The sequence below is a fragment of the Streptomyces sp. NPDC020983 genome, from assembly GCF_044333485.1.
GTDB lineage: Bacteria > Actinomycetota > Actinomycetes > Streptomycetales > Streptomycetaceae > Actinacidiphila.
In genome coordinates this window covers 453,993-470,981 of the sequence record NZ_JBIRRA010000003.1, presented here as the reverse complement: position 1 = coordinate 470,981, position 16,989 = coordinate 453,993, and the positions used below count along the sequence as shown (strand labels likewise).

Here is a 16,989-nt window from a genome sequence, read left to right as displayed (position 1 = left end):
ATGAGCGAGGCGCAGCAGCACGGCGGCAGCCATTCGGTGCCGCAGACCCGCACGGCCCGGCACCGCAGGATCGTGGACATCCTGGGCCGGCAGCCGGTGCGGTCCCAGAGCCAGCTCGCCAAGCTGCTCGCCGACGACGGGCTGAGCGTCACCCAGGCGACGCTCAGCCGCGACCTGGACGAGCTGGGCGCGGTCAAGATCCGCACCAACGACGGGGAGCTGATCTACGCCGTCCCGTCCGAGGGCGGCTTCCGCACGCCGCAGGCGCCGCTCGGCGAGTCGGTGAAGGAGGAGCGGATGCGCCGGCTGGCCGGCGAGCTGCTCATCTCCGCGGAGGCGTCGGCGAACCTGGTGGTGGTGCGGACCCCGCCGGGCGCCGCGCAGTTCCTCGCGTCGGCCATCGACACCGCCGAGGTCTACGACATCCTCGGCACCATCGCGGGTGACGACACGGTCGTCCTCATCAGCCGGGACCCCGGCGGCGGCCAGAAGCTCGCCGACCACCTGCTGCGCCTGGCGCAGGGCGAGGTCTGAGCCGGCGCGGGTCCCGGCCCGCCATTTTTGACTATTCATACGGTGCAGTGCATACTTATACCAACGAGCGTATGCACCGTCGAGAGGGAGCTGGCACTGTGAGCGCCGAACAGCAGGGCGGCAAGCTGTGGGGAGGGCGGTTCGCCGACGGACCGTCCGCCGCGCTGGAGAGGCTGTCGGCCTCCGTCCACTTCGACATGCGGCTCGCGCCGTACGACATCGCGGGCTCGCGCGCGCACGCCCGGGTCCTCTACCGGGCCGAGCTGCTCAGCGCGGACGAGCTGGACCGCATGATCGCCGGGCTCGACCGGCTGGAGGGCGACGTCGCCGCGGGCGACTTCACCGCCACCGTCGCCGACGAGGACGTGCACACCGCGCTGGAGCGCGGCCTGATGGAGCGCGTCGGGCCCGACCTGGGCGGCAAGCTGCGGGCCGGCCGGTCCCGCAACGACCAGATCGCCACCCTCTTCCGGATGTACCTGCGCGACCACGCCCGGACCATCGGCGGCCTGCTCGCCGACCTCCAGGACGCGCTGGTGGGCCTGGCCGAGGCGCACCCCGACGCCGTCATGCCGGGCCGCACCCACCTGCAGCACGCCCAGCCGGTGCTCTTCGCCCACCACGTGCTCGCGCACGCCCAGGCCCTCTCCCGGGACGCCGAGCGGCTGCGCCAGTGGGACGAGCGCACCGCCGTCTCGCCGTACGGCGCGGGCGCGCTCGCCGGCTCCTCCCTCGGCCTGGACCCCGAGGCGGTCGCCCGCGACCTGGGCTTCGAGGGCGGCTCGGCGGGCAACTCCATCGACGGCACCGCCGCGCGCGACTTCGCCGCGGAGTTCGCCTTCGTCACCGCCATGATCGGCGTGGACCTCTCCCGGATCGCCGAGGAGGTGATCCTGTGGAACACCAAGGAATTCTCCTTCGTGACGCTGCACGACGCCTTCTCGACCGGCTCGTCGATCATGCCGCAGAAGAAGAACCCGGACATCGCCGAGCTGGCGCGCGGCAAGTCCGGACGGCTGATCGGCAACCTGACGGGCCTGATGGCCACCCTCAAGGCGCTGCCGCTGGCCTACAACCGCGACCTCCAGGAGGACAAGGAGCCGGTCTTCGACTCCGTCGACCAGTTGGAGGTGCTGCTCCCGGCCTTCACCGGGATGATGGCCACGCTGACGGTGCACACCGACCGGATGGCCGAGCTGGCCCCCGCCGGCTTCTCGCTCGCCACCGACATCGCCGAGTGGCTGGTACGGCAGGGCGTGCCCTTCCGGGTCGCGCACGAGGTCGCGGGCGAGTGCGTCAAGACGTGCGAGGCCGAGGGCATCGAGCTGCACGAGCTGACGGACGAGCAGTTCGCGAAGATCTCCCCGCACCTGGAGCCCGAGGTCCGCGAGGTGCTCGACGTCCGGGGGGCGCTCGCCTCCCGCAGCGCCCGCGGCGGCACCGCCCCCAGCGCGGTCGCCGTGCAGCTCGCCGAGGTCAAGGCCGATCTGGCCGGCCAGTACGCGTGGGCGCGGGCCAAGCAGTAGCCCGCGGCACGCGAAGCCGGGCGGTCCCCCGCGGGGGACCGCCCGGCTTCGTCGTCGTGCGCGGCGTGCGCCGTGCCCGGTGCGTCCGGCGCCGCCCGGCTCAGGCGGCCTTCGCCTTGGTGGCGTACATGTCCACGTACTCCTGGCCGCCGAGGCGCATGACCTCGCTCATCACCTCGTCGGTCACGGCCCGCAGCACGTAGCGGTCGCGGTCCATGCCGTCGTAGCGGGCGAAGTCCAGCGGACGGCCGAAGCGGATGGTGACCGGGGCGATGCGCAGCATCCCGGAGCCGCCGGGCTGCACCTTGTCGGTGCCGATCATCGCGAACGGCACGACCGGCGCGCCGGTCATGAGCGCGAGCCGGGCGACACCGGTACGGCCGCGGTAGAGGCGGCCGTCGGGGGAGCGGGTGCCCTCGGGGTAGATGCCGAAGATCCGGCCCTCCTCCAGCACCCGGCGGCCGGTCATGAGCGCGGCGACGCCGCCGTGCCCGCCGTCCCGGTCGACGGGGATCATGCCGCACGTGGTGAAGAACCACGCCATCAGCCGGCCCTTGAGGCCCTTGCCGGTGACGTACTCGTCCTTGCCGATGAAGTACACCTGCCGCTTGACCGCCAGCGACAGGAAGATCGAGTCGACGAAGGTCACGTGGTTGCCCGCCAGGATCACCGGCCCGTCGCCCGGGATGTCCTGCGCGCCCTCGACGACCGGGCGGTAGAGGACCCGCATGACCAGTCCGAGAATCACCTTGAGCACACTGCGGGACACCGCGTTCCTCCGCTTCGCACCGTCGGGCCGGCCGGACCTTACCGGTCCGTATGTACACCAGGACGATACTTGCGCCACCGGGCCGGCCGCACGTCGGGTTCACGCGAACGGCATCCGGCGTCGGTCCCCGTTACGGATGCGTTCGGCATGCCGTGGGCCGTACGCAAGGTGCTCGCGGCACGATGCCCGCATGACGGATGACCAGCACACCACGGGACCCGGCAGGCGCGCCCTGCTGTCCGCCGCGGCGCTCGGCGCCGGCGGCGCGGTGATCGGCACGGCGACCCCGGCCGCGGCCCGGCCCGGCCCCGCGCGGGGCGGGGACAGGGGGCACGGCGCCCCGGAACTGCCGGTGCCGGTGATCGTGGGCCACCGCGGCAGCGCGGGATACCGGCCCGAGCACACCTTCGGATCGTACGAGTACGCGCTCGCGATCGGCGCGGACGTCGTCGAGCAGGACGTCGTCCCCACCCGCGACGGGCACCTGGTGTGCCGCCACGAACCCGAGATCGGCGGCACCACCGACGTCGCCGACCACAAGGAGTTCGCGGACCGCCGGACCACCAGGACCATCGACGGCACCCCCACCACCGGATGGTTCACCGAGGACTTCACGCTCGCCGAACTCAAGCGGCTGCGCGCGGTCGAGCGGCTGCCCGCGGTGCGGCCGCACAACACCGTCTACAACGGACGCTGGGACGTCCCCACCTTCGCCGAGGTCCTGGAGTGGGCCGAGAAGGAGGGCCGCAGGCGCGGCAGGCCGGTGTGGCTGCACACCGAGACCAAGCACCCCACCTACTTCCGCGGCATCGGCCTGCCGCTGGAGGAGCGGCTCGTCGCGCAGCTGAGGCAGTACGGCCGGCACCGCGCGGACGCCCCGCAGTTCCTCCAGTCCTTCGAGGCGCAGAGCCTCCAGCGGCTGGGGCGGCTGGGCGCGCAGGCGGCGAAGATCTTCCTGCTGAACGGACCGGCCTCGCGTCCCTGGGACTTCGTCGTGGCCGGCGACACGCGCACGGTGGCCGATCTCGTCACGCCCGCGGGCCTGGAGTGGATCGCCGGCTTCGCGCAGGGCATCGGCCCGACCACCGACGTCGTCATCCCGCGGGACGCCGACGGCCGGCTCCAGCAGCCCACCACCGTGGTGCGCGACGCGCACCGCGCGGGCCTGGTGCTGCACCCCTTCACCGCGCGCAACGAGAACCAGTTCCTGCCCGCGGACTTCCGGGTGGGCACCGACCCGAACGCGTACGGCGACCCGATCGCCGCCTTCAGGACCTGGTTCGCGACCGGCATCGACGGACTGTTCACCGACAACGCCGACACCGCGGTGCTCGCCCGTGAGGACTACCTGTCCTCCCGGCCCGTACCGCGGGCCACTCCATGAGGTGAAGCCCGGCCGTGCCGGGTGCCCGTCCGCGGCGCCCGGCACGGCCGAGCGGATATGCACGGGGCATGACTCCCGAAGCGCACCCCGCGGCCCCTCCCGCGGGCCCGCCGCCCGCCGCCGCCCCGGGCCTGCCGGCCGGATACCGCCCGCTGCTGGCCGCGGAGGCCGCCGCCTGGGCGCTGGGCGGCGCCACCGAGGCGGACGACCTCGAACAGGACGTGTGGCTGCGGCTGCTGGAGGCCCGGCACGCGCCCGCCGAGCCCGCCGCGTGGGTCGCCGCGCAGGTGCGCACCGCGGCGCTCGCGGCCGAGGCGCGCACCGCCCGCGAGGACCCGTACGCCGACCGGGCGGCCGGGCCGCCGCCGCGCGCCGGGCACGGGCGGCACGGCGTCGAGGACCGGGCCGAGACCGCGGTCGCGCTGCGCGCGGTCCTGGCGGCGGTACCGGCGCTGCCGGGCGACTGCCCGCGGCTGCTGGCCGCGCTGCTCTCCGGCACCGATCCCACATACCGGGAAATCTCCCGGGAGTTGGGAATCTCACAGGGGAGCGTGGGGCCGCTGCGCTCGCGTTGCCTGGGATGCCTGCGATCCGTCCTGAAATCGAGGGTTCGATCCCCGGTCCAAAGGGGTAGTGCACGGTAAACAGTCGGCGGCAGTGGGCACCCTTTGCACGCCCGGACGCGCCTGGAACGGGCAGTGGCAAGTCACTGACCGGCAGGGATCTTTGTGCGATCATCAGCGCCACGGAGGCGGCGCCGATCGCGCCGACCCCGTTCAGGCACAACGTCCCGGGCGCACACCTCACCCTCAAACTGCCCGGACGGATTCGAAGGGGAGGCCTGCGCGCATGGGCATGAGCGTGACCATCTCTACGGCGGAGGAAAGCGACGCCGAGAAGATCCTGAAACTCCAGTACCTCTGCTACCAGAGCGAAGCCGAGATCTACGGCGACTACACCATCGAACCCCTGACCCAGACCCTGGACGAGCTGCGGGCCGAACTGGCCGGGGGCTGCGTCCTGGTGGCGCGCCTCGGCCCCGAGGTCGTCGGTTCCGTGCGGGGAACCGTCGACGGGGACGGGACGGCCGTGATCGGCAAGCTCATCGTCCACCCGCGGCTCCAGCGGCACGGCCTCGGCGGGCGGCTGCTGGCCGCCCTGGAGGACCGCCTCGCGGCCGAGCGGGAGGCCAAGGTCTACCAGCTCTCCACCGGCCACCGCAGCGAGGTCAACCTGCGGATGTACCGCAAGCTCGGCTACTCCCAGGTGGGCGCCGCCCGCCCGGTCAACCGGCGGCTGAGCATGGTGACCCTCGAAAAGCCCGCGGAGCAGGCGCCCTTCGCCGCCTCCGCCTGACCCGCACGGTCCCGGGCGCGGCGCCGACGCCGCCGCCGCGCCCGGTCCGTGGAAACGTGCGGCCCGCGCCCGGCGGGCCTCAGGCCGCGGCGGACGCCTCGCGCGCCTCGCGTGCCGAACGGCGCAGCCACAGCAGGCCCATGACGGGCAGCAGCAGCGGCAGGAAGACGTAGCCGGCGCCGAAGTCCGACCACACGGTCTGGTCGGGGAAGGCCGAGGAGTCCGTCACGGTGAGGATGCCGACCGCGACGACGCCGGCCAGCTCGGCGGAACACGACACCAGCGCGACCCTGCGGGCCTGGTCGCCGCCCCGCCACAGCGCGACGGTGATGACCGCGTAGACGACGCCGGCCGCGAGCGACAGCACGTACGCCAGCGGCGCCTCGTGGAACTTGGTCGAGATCTGCACGAGCGAGCGGGAGAGCGCCGCCACCGTGAAGACACCGTAGAACCACAGCAGCAGCCGGCCGGGGCCCTGCCCGAGCCGCCCGCCCGCGGGCGGCGCCGCGTCCTTCTCCGCCTCCGGCCCGGCCTGCGTGCCGTCCGTGGTGGTGGTGTGCTCAGCCATGACCGGCTCCCCAGATGTCGTACAGCCGCAGCTCCAGCACGGCCAGGATCACCCCGCCGGCCGCGACGACCGCGGTGCCCCAGCGGCTGCGCTCGGCCAGCGACATGAAGGCCGCGGCCGGGACGGTGCAGACCGCGCCGACGAGGTAGCCGACGAAGACCGGCACCCCCTGCTCGGGGCGGTCGCCGTGGCCGAGCTGCACCAGCGAGATCACCAGCTGCACGAGCGTGGCGAGCGTCACCACGGCCATGCCGGCGAAATGCCGGTCGTTGGTCGGCTCGTCGCGGTACGCGGACCAGGCGCACCACGCCGCGAGCAGCAGCGCCATGACCGAGACCGTGATGGTGACCGCGTCGAGCATGCGCCGACTGTATTACGGCGGCGCGCCCGCCCGTTCGCCCACCCCCCGCCCCGCCGGCCGGCTCCCGGCGCCCGCCCGTTCCGCCCGGCACCCGGCGACCGTCCGGATAGTGGACATCCCGCCCGGATTTCGGAACCGGGCGGGATGTCTGGTTTACTGGGGTCCATGACCACGACGAACCGCCGCAGCCGCGCGACCGAGGCGACCACGCCCGGTGTTCGTCGTATGTGTCGAATGTGTCGAATGTGTGCCTGACCTGAGGCCCTGAGCGGTCGCCCCCGGCGCCCGCCGCCCGCGTCACACCCCCGTCCCGGTGCAGCGCCGTGCCGCGCCCGGGACGGGGTGCCGCCCCGTGCGCCACGCCCCGACAGCACACCCCCTGCGCGGTGGTCCGTCCGCCGCGCGCCCGACCAGATGGACCACCCCTGTGATCACCACCACCGACCTGCGCAAGGTCTACCGCTCGCGCGACCGCGAGGTCACCGCACTCGACGGCGTCGACCTGGCGGTGCGCGAAGGCGAGGTCTTCGGCGTCGTCGGCCGCAGCGGCGCCGGCAAGAGCACCCTGATCCGCTGCGTCAACCTGCTGGAGCGCCCCACCTCGGGCACGGTCGAGGTCGCCGGGCGCGACCTGACCGCGCTGGCCGGCCGCTCCGACCGGGCCCCCGCGGCCCTGCGCGCCGCCCGGGCCGGCATCGGCATGGTCTTCCAGCACTTCAACCTGCTCTCCTCGCGCACCGTCCAGGACAACGTCGAGCTGCCGCTGGAGATCCAGGGCGTCACCCGCCGCGAGCGCGCGGCCCGCTCCCGCGAGCTGCTCGACCTCGTCGGCCTCGGCGACAAGGCGCGCGCCTACCCCGCGCAGCTGTCCGGCGGCCAGAAGCAGCGCGTCGGCATCGCCCGCGCGCTGGCCGGCCGCCCCAAGGTGCTGCTCTCCGACGAGGCCACCTCGGCGCTCGACCCGGAGACCACCCGCTCCGTCCTGGAGCTGTTGCGCGACCTCAACCGGCAGCTCGGCCTGACCGTGCTGCTCATCACGCACGAGATGGACGTCGTCAAGGCCGTGTGCGACTCGGCGGCCCTCATGAAAGGCGGACGAGTGGTGGAATCCGGCACCGTCGCGGAACTGCTGGCCACACCCGGCTCCGAGCTGGCCGGCGAGCTGTTCCCGCTCGGCGGCGTGGCCTCCGGCCCGGACCGCACCGTGGTGGACCTCACCTTCCACGGCGACAGCGCGAGCCGCCCGGTGATCTCCCAGCTGGCCCGCACCTACAACGTCGACGTGTCGATCCTCGGCGCCGCGATGGAGACCTACGACGGGCGGCAGATCGGCCGGATGCGCATCGAGCTGCCCGGCCGCTTCGAGGACAACGTCGTGCCCATCGGCTTCCTGCGCGAGCAGGGCCTCCAGGTCGACGTCGCGCCGTCCGCGCCGTCCGCGGTCCCGGCGGTGGCCAAGTGACCTGGTCGCAGATGCACCCGCTGATCACCCAGGCGCTGTGGGACACCCTGCGGATGGTCGGCTGGTCCACCGCGGTCACGGTCGCCGCCGGGCTGCCGATCGGCGTGCTGCTCGTCCTCACCGACCGCGACGGGCTGCTGCGCAGCGCCGCCGGCTCGGTGGTCAACAAGGTGCTCGGCGCGGTCGTCAACCTCGGCCGCTCACTGCCGTTCGTCATCCTGATGATCGCGCTGATGTCCTTCACCCGCGCGGTCGTCGGCACCACCATCGGCTGGCAGGCCGCGGTCGTCCCGCTGTCCGTCGGCGCCGTCCCCTTCTTCGCCCGGCTCGTCGAGACCTCGCTGCGCGAGGTCGACCGCGGGCTGGTGGAGGCCGTCCGGTCGATGGGCGGCAGCACCTGGACGGTGGTGCGCAAGGTACTGCTGCCCGAGGCGCTGCCCTCGCTCGTGGCGGGCGCCACGACCACCGTGATCGCGCTCGTCGGCTACTCGGCCATGGCCGGCGTGGTCGGCGGCGGCGGGCTCGGCGACCTCGCGCTGCGCTACGGCTACCAGCGCTTCGAGACCGGCTTCATGTGGGTCATCGTCGCCGTCCTCGTCGTGCTCGTGACCCTCGTGCAGCTGGCCGGCGACCTCGCCGCCCGCGCCGTCGCCCGCCGCGGGCGCTCCGCGGCCGCGCCCCGGCTGCGGCTGCTGAAGGCGCGCCCCGCGGACCCCGCGCCCTCCGCCCCCTGACGTCCGGCCGCCCCGCAGCACCCGCGCGGGGCGGGCGGAACCCTGAGAACAGGCACCACAGAACACAGGAAAGAGGCACTTTTCGTGCGTAAGACCCTCCAGATCACCGCTGCCGCCGCTGCCGTGGGCGCCCTCGCGCTCGGCCTGTCCGCGTGCGGCTCCGACTCCGGTTCCAAGGCCGGCGGCTCCGCCGACGGCAAGGCCGCCGGGGACGCCTCCGCGCCGCTCGTCGTCGCGGCCAGCCCCACCCCGCACGCGCAGATCCTGGACTACGTCCGCGACCACCTCGCCAAGAGCGCCGGACTCGACCTCCAGGTCAAGGAGTTCTCCGACTACGTCCTGCCCAACACCGCCACCGAGCAGGGCCAGGTCGACGCGAACTTCTTCCAGCACAGGCCCTACCTCGACGACTTCAACAAGAAGAACGGCACCCACCTGGTGTCCGTCGCCGACGTCGAGCTCGAACCGCTGGGCCTGTACTCCCACAAGGTCGGCTCGCTGTCCGAGCTCAAGGACGGCGCGACCGTCGAGGTGCCCAACGACACCACCAACGAGGCCCGCGCGCTCGGCCTGCTCGCCGCCAACGGCCTTGTCACGCTGCGCGAGGGCACCGAGCAGACCGCGACCCCCGCGGACGTCACCGGCAACCCGAAGCACCTGCACTTCAAGGAGCTGGAGGCGGCCCAGCTGCCGCGCTCGCTCGGCGACGTCGACGCGGGCGTCATCAACGGCAACTACGCCATCGAGGGCGGTCTGAACCCCGTCAAGGACGCCCTGGTCACGGAGAAGGCGACCGGCAACCCGTACGCCAACATCCTGGTCGTCAAGAAGGGGCAGGAGAACGACCCGCGGGTGGTCACCCTCGTCAAGCTGCTGCACTCGCCGCAGGTCGAGCAGTACATCAAGGACACCTTCAAGGGCGCGGTCATCCCCGCGTTCGGCACCCCGGCCGCCTGAGCCCCCCGCCCCGCCCGGCCGGCGACGGTCAGGCGGGGCGCACCCAGTACACGTCCGTGGTGTACGGCATCTCGATCGCGCCGCTGACCCGGGTCGCGTCGTGCGCCCCGAGCACCGCCTCCACCTCCGCGCGCACCCGGGCCTGCGCGTCCGCGTCCAGCACCGCGATGTGGCTGGACGACATCATGCGCTCCACGACGTCCGCGACGGTCGTGGAGTGCGGGTTGGGCCAGTGCCGCTCGTGGATCTCGCCCCAGCCCGACCCCGGTGCCTCGAACGCCCGCCGCCAGCCGTACGCCGGCCGGTGGTCGTCGACCGGGACGGCGGTGAGCGGCGGGCTCGGCAGGTCGCGGGGCGCGAGCCGGAAGTAGATGTCCTGGAAGTCCCGCACCCACGGCACCGACGTGTCGTACGTGTTCCACACCAGCGCCAGCGCGCCGCCCGGCCGCAGCAGCCGCCGCACCTCGGCGAGCGCCTCACCCTCCACGAACCAGTGCCAGGACTGCGCGGCCACCACCGCGTCCGCGCACCCCCCGGGCAGTCCGGTCGCCTCCGCCGTCCCCGCGTTCACCGCGACCCCCGGCAGCAGACCGGCGAGCGTCTTGCGCATCTCCCGCACCGGCTCCACGGCGAGCACCTCGGCACCGGTCAGCGCCAGCAGCCGCGTGAACTTGCCCGTGCCCGCGCCCAGATCGACGACCGTGCGGCCCGCCTCCAGCGGCAGCGCGTCCGCGAGCGCCGCGAGCGCGGCGAGCGGATAGGACGGCCGGGAGCGCTCGTAGACCCCCGCCGCCCGCTGGTAACCGACTCCTGCTGCGTGGTGCACCGTCACGCGGGCAGACGGTAGCAGGATCGGGTGACGTCCACGGATACCCGCGAAGACCGCCATCCGCCCTACTCTGAAAGGACGTTCAGGCCCTGAGCACCCCGCGGCAACCCCTGGCCCACCCTGCCCGGCGGCCGCCGCCCGCGATGCTGCATGCTGTGCAGTCCACCCACGCGCTGGTTACGGAGCAGTGAATGACCGCCACCTTTCCGGACATCTCCCTCAGTACGGAGCGGCTGCTGCTGCGCCCGTACGACGAGGACGACATCCCCGAGCTCGTGGAGATGATGAACGACGACCTGGTGACCGCGTGGACCGGCTCCCCGCGGCCGTACACCGAGGCCGCCGCGCGGTCGTTCGTCACCACCGGGGCGGCGGGGGAGCGGACGAGCGGCCGGGGCCTGGTGCTGGCCGTCTCCGAGCTGCTCACCCAGCGGCTCGTCGGCACCGTCCAGCTGCAGAACACCGACTGGCGCATCCGCGGCACCGAGATCGGCTACCTCACCGCCTCCTGGGCGCGCGGCGAGGGATACGCCGGCGAGTCGGTGCTCGCCGTCGTCCGCTGGCTCTTCCGCAACCAGGGCTTCGAACGGGTCGAGCTGCGCACCGCCGCCGACAACAGCGCCTCGCAGCAGGTGGCGCAGAAGATCGGCTGCATCAGCGAGGGCGTGCTGCGCGGCGCCGGCCTCGTCCGCAGCCGGGCCGGCGACGACCCCGCCGGGCGCTGGATCGAGACCCGCACCGACCTGCTGGTGTGGAGCCTGCTGCCGGAGGACCTCGACGACCTCGGCGAGCCCGGTGCGGACGGGTCCGGGGACCGCTACGACGCGTACGCCCCCTACCCCGACTACGCCGACTACTCCGCGGCCCGCCGCCGCTGACTCCGCCGCCGGCGGCCCTGCGGACGTGCCGCTCCGGCGCCCGCCCCCGCCGCCCGACGGCCTGCGGGGCGCGCCCGCGCAGCGGCCGGAACACCTGCGCGTATCCACGTACCCGCGGCACCCGCCGCCGGGTTAGGGTTCTCACCCGGGCCTCGCCTCCGCCCCGCCGAGGAGGGCTCCGCCGCACCCCGCGACCCACCCCCACGGCTTGGAGGCAGACGACGATGGCCGACCGGGTCACCGTGATCGGATGGGACGGCTCACCCCCGTCCGAGGCCGCCCGTGCCGCGCTGGACGCCGCCACGCTCGTCGCCGGCACCCGCCATCACCTGGCCCTGCCGTACGTCCCCGCGCAGGCGGAGAACATCGTCCTCGGCAGCATCGACATCGCCGCCCGCCGCATCGCCGGGCACCGCGGCACCGCCGTCGTCCTCGCGGACGGCGACCCCGGCTTCTTCGGCGTCGTCCGCGCGCTGCGCGACCCCGAGCACGGCCTGGAGGTCGAGGTCATCCCCGGCGTCTCCGCCGTGGCGCGCGCCTTCGCGCGGGCCGGCATGCCCTGGGACGACGCCCGGGTCGTCGTCGCCACCAGCCGCACCCTGCGCCGCGCCGTCAACGTCTGCCGCTCCTACCCCAAGGTCGCCGTGCTCACCGCGCCCGGCGCCGGCCCCGCCGAACTCGCCCTGCTGCTCACCGGCGTGCACCGCACCTTCGTCATCTGCGAGGCGCTCGGCTCGGACCGCGAACAGGTCACCGTGCTCACCTCCGACAAGGTCGCCGACCACATATGGCGCGACCCCAACATCGTGCTCGTGGTGGGCGGCAGCACCGGCGCCCCGGGCCTGGCCGTGCTCGGCTCCGCCGCCCCGCCCACCGCGCCCGGCGGCCGTCCCGCGACCTCCCGCGGCGGCGGCTGGATCGCCGGCCGCGACCCGGGCTTCCCCGGACCGGTCCGCGGCTGGGCGCTTCCGGCGGCCGAGTACGGCGGCGACGTACCGGCGCCCGTGCGCGCCTGGCAGCTGGCCCGGCTCGGCCCCCGCACCGGCGACCTGGTGTGGGACATCGGCGCCGCGGACGGCGCCGTCGCCCTGGAGGCCGCGCGCTTCGGCGCCGCCGTCATCGCCGTCGACAGCGACGCCCAGGCCTGCGACTGGGTGACGGCCGCCGCGCGCCGTGCCGGCGTCCAGATGCAGGTGGTGCACGGCACCGCTCCCCAGGTGCTGGAGGACCTGCCCGAGCCCGACGTGGTGCGGATCGGCTGCGCCGACCCCGCGGTCGTCGCCGCGTGCGCCGCGCGCCGCCCCGAGCGGATCGTCGCCGCGGCCGCCACCCGGGAGTCCGCGGCGGCCCTCGACCGGGCGCTGGCGGAAGGCGGTTACACCGTCGAACGCATGTTGCTGCGGTCCGCGGAGGCGGACTCCGGATGGGTGGGGCGGGAGGAGCCGGAAGCCTTCCTGCTGTGCGGCAGCCGGCCCTGAACCGGGCCCGCCCGCACGGCCGGCGGGCGACCCCCCGGCACGGCGTTTGCCCATGTGGGAGCGCTGCCGCGGGTCCCCGTGTGAGATACGTCCCGCGGTGCGGACTTCAGGGCGGCAGGCGCGGCGGGTGAGGGTAGGCTGACGGATCGTTGTGCCGTCGTCGTGCGTTGACGGGGTGTCGACACGTCGACGTCCCCGTGGGTGACGTGCCGCATCCCGGACCCGCTCGTTGGAGTCGGTGAGGGGTGGGTGTGCGCGGCGCAGCGGCTGGAAGGAGCGAAACCGATGGGCGAGGGGCACGCATGACGGACACCGGTCAGATCCCCGGCGAGGGGCTGCCGGAGAACGCGGTCGGCGACGCGGCTCACCAGCCGCACACCGGCGCACTCGGCGCACCGCAGGCCACCGCCAACGGCTGGGCGACGCAGCCGGCCGCGGGCCTCGACAACCCCCCCTACGGCTACCTCGACCAGCCCCCCGTCCCCGGTGCCGGGCTCGACGACGAGGACGACGTGCTCCTCATGCCCGGCCCCCAGGGCACCTGGAGCGACCCCCAGCCCGTGCCGCCCCAGCCGGAACCGCCGCAGGCACCGCTCCCCGAGGGGCACTTCGCGCAGGGCTACGCGCACGGCATGCCGCAGGGCACCGAATCCGCGCCCGGCCTTCCCGTGCCGGGCGCGGCCCATGAGCAGGGGTTCGCGGCGCCGGGCCAGCCGGGAGGCGGCGAGGCCGCCGGGTTCGCCGCGCAGGAGCAGGGGTTCACGCCGCCGGGTGCCGCGGAAGCGGGCTTCGCGCCGCAGGGACCCGGATTCGCCGTGCCGGGCGCGGGCGTTGCCGGGGCGCCGGACCAGGTGGCGGCCGAAGGCTTCGCGCCGGGTGACGTGGTGTCCGGGACGGCGCCGGGCCAGGCCGCGGGAGACGCGGGGCCAGGCTTCGCGCAGGGGCAGCAGGCCGCCGCGGCCGCGCCGGGCGCTGAGTCCGCGCCGGGCGTTGCCGGGCAGGAGCCGCAGGGCGCCGAAGGAACCGCCGGTCCAGCGGCCCAGGACGGGCCGTCGCAGGGCGCGGAATCCGCCGTGCCCGGTGGGGCGCAGGCCCTTCCGGGGCAGGCGCAGGCCGCTGCGGCGGGCACACCCGCGTCCGGTGGGGCCCCGGGAGCCGAACAGACCGCCGAGGGCGCCGGATCCGGGCAGGTGGCGGGCGGCACACCGGTCGCGGCCGCCCCGCCGCGCCGCCCGCTGCACATGGGCCCGCCGGTCCAGGACACCCCGAGCGGCGGCGTGTCCGTCCGCTCCCTCGCCGACCGCGGGCCCGCTCAGGGCGGTCCCGTGCCGCCGCCGGTCCGGGTACAGGGCCCGCCGACGTCGGGACCCGAATACCTCGACGTGCCGCCGGAGGGCCCGCACACCATCCCCGCCCAGCAGAACGGGGAGCCCGGCGACGCCTCCGCGGGAGCGCACGGCGGATGGCCCGCGGCCGACCGGACGCCCTCCCAGCAGTCGCTCATCCCGCACGCCGACAGCGTCGTCCCGTCACCGTCCCCGTCCCCGAACCCGCCCGGGCCCGTCACCGCCCTTCCGCAGGCCGGGCCCGCCCCGGCGCCCGGCGCGGGCCCGGAGGCGCCTGCCGCCGAGGCCGCTGTGCCTGCTGCCGAGGCCGTACCCGCCGCCGTACCCGCCGCCGAGCCCGCCGAGCCCCCTGCTGAGGCCCCAGCGCCTGCCGTCGAGGCCGCCGTGCCCGCCGTCGAGGCCGCAGCGCCTGCCGCCGAGCCCGCCGTACCTGCCGCCGAGGCCGCGGCGCCCGCCCCGGGGGAGGACGCGGGGGCGACCCCGCCGCAGGGCACCGTTGTGCCCGCCCCCGCCCTCGCCGGGCCCGCCGCCGCGCCGCCCGCCCCGGGCCGGCCTGCCGCCGCGCCCATCGGCCTGGACCTCGCCGCCCCGCCGTCCGGCCCGGCCTTCGACGAGCAGGCGGCCGCGCCCGCCGTGCCCGCCGCTCCCGCCGAGCAGCCCGCCGCCGAAGTCCCGGCCGTGGAGGCCGGGGTGGCGGCCCCGCAGGCGCAGCCCGAGCCGGAGGCGCCCGCCGAGCAGCCCGCCGCCGAAGTCCCGGCCGTGGAAGCCGCCGAGGCACCCGCCGCCGCGGCCGAGCCGGAGGACGCCGCCGCGCCCGCCCCCGCCGGGGAGCCCGCGGAGGCCTACGAGCCGGCCGTACGCGACGCCGTCCACCGCGTCATCCGCGAGCGCCGCGACATCCGCAACGGCTTCCGCTCCGACCCCATCCCGCCCGAGGTGCTGCTGCGCGTCCTGGAGGCCGCGCACACCGCGCCCAGCGTCGGCCACTCCCAGCCGTGGGACTTCGTCGTCATCCGCTCCGAGAAGACCCGCGAGAAGATGCACGAGCTGGCCATGGCCCAGCGCGAGGCGTACGCCAAGTCGCTGCCGAAGGCCCGCGCCCGGCAGTTCCGCGAGCTCAAGATCGAGGCCATCCTCGACACGCCGGTCAACATCGTCGTCACCGCCGACCCCACGCGCGGCGGCCGGCACACCCTCGGCCGGCACACCCAGCCGCAGATGGCGCCGTACTCCTCCGCGCTCGCCGTCGAGAACCTGTGGCTCGCCGCCCGTGCCGAGGGCCTCGGCGTCGGGTGGGTCAGCTTCTTCGACGAGCGCCAGGTCGTCGCGGAACTCGGCCTGCCCGAGCACCTGGAGGTCGTCGCGTACCTGTGCGTCGGGTACGTCGACGAATTCCCCGAGGAGCCCGAGCTGATGCAGGCGGGGTGGTCGCAGCGCCGCCCGCTGTCCTGGGTCGTCCACGAGGAGGAGTACGGCAACCGGGCGCTGCCCGGCGAGGAGCCGCACGACCTCCTGGAGGAGACGCTGCGCGCCATCCGCCCGCTCGACGCGAAGGCGCTGGGCGAGGCGTGGGAGCGGCAGAAGCGGATGACCAAGCCCGCCGGGGCACTGGGCATGCTGGAGATCATCTCCGCGCAGCTCGCCGGGCTCTCCCGGGTGTGCCCCGCGCCCGTCCCCGAGCCCGCGGCCGTGGCCATCTTCGCCGGCGACCACGGCGTGCACGCCCAGGGCGTCACCGCGTGGCCGCAGGAGGTCACCGGGCAGATGGTCGCCAACTTCCTCGGCGGCGGGGCGGTCTGCAACGCCTTCGCCAACCAGGTCGGCGCCGAGGTCTGCGTCATCGACGTCGGCGTCGCCACCGAACTGCCCACCACGCCCGGCCTGCTGCCCCGCAAGGTGCGCGCCGGGACGGCCGACTTCACCGCGGGCCCCGCCATGACCCGCGAGGAGGCGCTGCGCGCCGTCGAGGTCGGCATCGAGACCGCCCGCGACCTGGTCGCCGCGGGCAACAAGGCGCTGCTCACCGGTGAGATGGGCATCGCCAACACGACGACCTCCGCGGCGCTCATCGCCGTCTTCACCGGTACGGACCCGGCGGAGGTCACCGGGCGCGGCACCGGCATCAACGACGAGATGCACGCGCGCAAGGTGGAGGTCGTACGGCGCGCGCTGGAGCTGCACCGGCCCGATCCGGCGGACCCGATCGCCGTCCTCACCGCGATCGGCGGCCTCGAACACGCCGCGCTCACCGGCCTGCTCCTCGGGGCGGCGGCTCTGCGCACCCCCGTCATCCTCGACGGGGTCTCCGCCGGGGCGGCGGCGCTCGTGGCCCGCGCCATCGCGCCCGAGGTGCTGGCCGCGTGCATCGCCGGCCACCGCAGCGCCGAGCCCGGCCATGTCGCCGCACTCACCGCGCTCGGACTGCGCCCGCTGGTGGACCTCGACCTCCGCCTCGGCGAGGGCACGGGCGCGCTCCTCGCCCTCCCCCTCGTCCAGAGCGCCGCCCGCGTCATGCACGAGGTCGCCACCTTCGACGCGGCGGGCGTCACCGAGAAGTCCTGACCCCCTGACCCGGGGCGGCACCCGCCGCCCCGGGCAGCCCCCGTGCCGTGCCGTGCGGTCCTCCCGCCCTCGTCGCCGGGCGCCCCCGGTGTGCGCCCTGCGCGGCCGCGGCCGCCTCCTGCCGTGCAGGCAGGCGCTTCCTTGGGCGCGCGCGTCCGGCCCCCGCCGGCGGCGGAGCGCGGAGAGCATCCCACGGGGCGGCCCGAAGCGCGCTCCGCGGTGCAACGTAAGATCAGAGTTCGCCG

15 protein-coding genes are annotated in these 16,989 nt (G+C 75.0%); 11 read left to right on the top strand and 4 right to left on the bottom strand.

The annotated features are described in order from the left end of the window. Both ACH4SE_RS08430 and argH read left to right on the top strand, forming a co-directional pair. Entirely contained in the window at positions 1-534 is a 534-nt protein-coding gene (locus tag ACH4SE_RS08430) for an arginine repressor (protein WP_398542528.1), read from the top strand. 98 nt (positions 535-632) lie between these two features. Then, positions 633-2,060: an argininosuccinate lyase gene (gene argH / locus ACH4SE_RS08425; protein WP_398542527.1), complete on the top strand. Its 1,428-nt coding sequence runs from the start codon at positions 633-635 to the stop codon at positions 2,058-2,060. A 100-nt stretch (positions 2,061-2,160) separates the two neighbouring features. Here the strand turns inward: argH and ACH4SE_RS08420 are convergent, their stop codons facing one another. Continuing rightward, positions 2,161-2,829, bottom strand: a complete 669-nt coding sequence (locus ACH4SE_RS08420; protein ID WP_398542526.1) for a lysophospholipid acyltransferase family protein — start codon at positions 2,827-2,829, stop codon at positions 2,161-2,163. 190 nt (positions 2,830-3,019) lie between these two features. Here ACH4SE_RS08420 and ACH4SE_RS08415 point away from each other — a divergent pair, with 190 nt between their 5' ends. From ACH4SE_RS08415 to ACH4SE_RS08405, 3 genes are all read left to right on the top strand, one after another. Then, the gene (locus tag ACH4SE_RS08415) at positions 3,020-4,213 is read left to right on the top strand and encodes a glycerophosphodiester phosphodiesterase (protein WP_398542525.1); all 1,194 of its coding nucleotides are present in this window, start codon (positions 3,020-3,022) and stop codon (positions 4,211-4,213) included. 68 nt (positions 4,214-4,281) lie between these two features. Continuing rightward, a complete protein-coding gene (locus ACH4SE_RS08410) occupies positions 4,282-4,857 on the top strand; it encodes a sigma-70 family RNA polymerase sigma factor (RefSeq protein WP_398542524.1) in 576 nt (191 codons plus the stop codon). 205 nt (positions 4,858-5,062) lie between these two features. Continuing rightward, on the top strand, positions 5,063-5,569 hold the full coding sequence (locus tag ACH4SE_RS08405) for a GNAT family N-acetyltransferase (RefSeq protein ID WP_398542523.1): 507 nt from the start codon (positions 5,063-5,065) through the stop codon (positions 5,567-5,569). Between the two features lie 79 nt (positions 5,570-5,648). On the opposite strand, the gene ACH4SE_RS08400 is transcribed toward ACH4SE_RS08405, so the two are convergent. Then, positions 5,649-6,137 carry a hypothetical protein gene (locus ACH4SE_RS08400; RefSeq protein ID WP_398542522.1) on the bottom strand — a complete coding sequence of 163 codons (489 nt, stop codon included), beginning with the start codon at positions 6,135-6,137 and terminating at the stop codon, positions 5,649-5,651. Further along, positions 6,130-6,498, bottom strand: coding sequence for a hypothetical protein (locus tag ACH4SE_RS08395; protein ID WP_398542521.1), 369 nt, complete (start codon positions 6,496-6,498; stop codon positions 6,130-6,132). The genes ACH4SE_RS08400 and ACH4SE_RS08395 overlap by 8 nt, the downstream gene beginning before the upstream one ends. 427 nt (positions 6,499-6,925) lie before the next feature. On the opposite strand from ACH4SE_RS08395, the gene ACH4SE_RS08390 reads away from it, so the two are divergent. The 3 genes from ACH4SE_RS08390 to ACH4SE_RS08380 all read left to right on the top strand — a co-directional run bounded on the left by ACH4SE_RS08390 (position 6,926) and on the right by ACH4SE_RS08380 (position 9,651). Next, complete coding sequence (locus tag ACH4SE_RS08390; protein WP_398542520.1) at positions 6,926-7,960, top strand: methionine ABC transporter ATP-binding protein; 1,035 nt, start codon at positions 6,926-6,928, stop codon at positions 7,958-7,960. After that, complete coding sequence (locus ACH4SE_RS08385; RefSeq protein ID WP_398542519.1) at positions 7,957-8,694, top strand: methionine ABC transporter permease; 738 nt, start codon at positions 7,957-7,959, stop codon at positions 8,692-8,694. The genes ACH4SE_RS08390 and ACH4SE_RS08385 overlap by 4 nt, the downstream gene beginning before the upstream one ends. A gap of 84 nt (positions 8,695-8,778) precedes the next feature. Continuing rightward, complete coding sequence (locus ACH4SE_RS08380; protein ID WP_398542518.1) at positions 8,779-9,651, top strand: MetQ/NlpA family ABC transporter substrate-binding protein; 873 nt, start codon at positions 8,779-8,781, stop codon at positions 9,649-9,651. 28 nt (positions 9,652-9,679) lie between these two features. Here ACH4SE_RS08380 and ACH4SE_RS08375 read toward each other — a convergent pair whose 3' ends face one another. Further along, positions 9,680-10,483 carry a class I SAM-dependent methyltransferase gene (locus tag ACH4SE_RS08375; protein WP_398542517.1) on the bottom strand — a complete coding sequence of 268 codons (804 nt, stop codon included), beginning with the start codon at positions 10,481-10,483 and terminating at the stop codon, positions 9,680-9,682. A gap of 188 nt (positions 10,484-10,671) precedes the next feature. Here ACH4SE_RS08375 and ACH4SE_RS08370 point away from each other — a divergent pair, with 188 nt between their 5' ends. The 3 genes from ACH4SE_RS08370 to cobT all read left to right on the top strand — a co-directional run bounded on the left by ACH4SE_RS08370 (position 10,672) and on the right by cobT (position 16,744). Next, positions 10,672-11,358, top strand: a complete 687-nt coding sequence (locus ACH4SE_RS08370) for a GNAT family N-acetyltransferase (protein WP_398542516.1) — start codon at positions 10,672-10,674, stop codon at positions 11,356-11,358. A 224-nt stretch (positions 11,359-11,582) separates the two neighbouring features. Beyond that, positions 11,583-12,836, top strand: coding sequence for a precorrin-6y C5,15-methyltransferase (decarboxylating) subunit CbiE (gene cbiE, locus ACH4SE_RS08365; RefSeq protein WP_398542515.1), 1,254 nt, complete (start codon positions 11,583-11,585; stop codon positions 12,834-12,836). 302 nt (positions 12,837-13,138) lie between these two features. Next, positions 13,139-16,744, top strand: a complete 3,606-nt coding sequence (gene cobT / locus ACH4SE_RS08360; protein ID WP_398542514.1) for a nicotinate-nucleotide--dimethylbenzimidazole phosphoribosyltransferase — start codon at positions 13,139-13,141, stop codon at positions 16,742-16,744. The last annotated feature ends 245 nt before the right edge of the window (positions 16,745-16,989 follow it).

What these genes read in the sequence shown, in the direction of transcription:
- ACH4SE_RS08430 (WP_398542528.1), top strand. Translation starts at nt 1, where the DNA reads ATGAGCGAGGCGCAGCAGCACGGCGGCAGCCATTCGGTGCCGCAGACC.
- ACH4SE_RS08415 (WP_398542525.1), top strand. Translation starts at nt 3,020, where the DNA reads ATGACGGATGACCAGCACACCACGGGACCCGGCAGGCGCGCCCTGCTG.
- ACH4SE_RS08410 (WP_398542524.1), top strand. Translation starts at nt 4,282, where the DNA reads ATGACTCCCGAAGCGCACCCCGCGGCCCCTCCCGCGGGCCCGCCGCCC.
- ACH4SE_RS08405 (WP_398542523.1), top strand. Translation starts at nt 5,063, where the DNA reads ATGGGCATGAGCGTGACCATCTCTACGGCGGAGGAAAGCGACGCCGAG.
- ACH4SE_RS08400 (WP_398542522.1), bottom strand. Translation starts at nt 6,137, where the DNA reads ATGGCTGAGCACACCACCACCACGGACGGCACGCAGGCCGGGCCGGAG.
- ACH4SE_RS08395 (WP_398542521.1), bottom strand. Translation starts at nt 6,498, where the DNA reads ATGCTCGACGCGGTCACCATCACGGTCTCGGTCATGGCGCTGCTGCTC.
- ACH4SE_RS08370 (WP_398542516.1), top strand. Translation starts at nt 10,672, where the DNA reads ATGACCGCCACCTTTCCGGACATCTCCCTCAGTACGGAGCGGCTGCTG.
- cbiE (WP_398542515.1), top strand. Translation starts at nt 11,583, where the DNA reads ATGGCCGACCGGGTCACCGTGATCGGATGGGACGGCTCACCCCCGTCC.
- cobT (WP_398542514.1), top strand. Translation starts at nt 13,139, where the DNA reads ATGACGGACACCGGTCAGATCCCCGGCGAGGGGCTGCCGGAGAACGCG.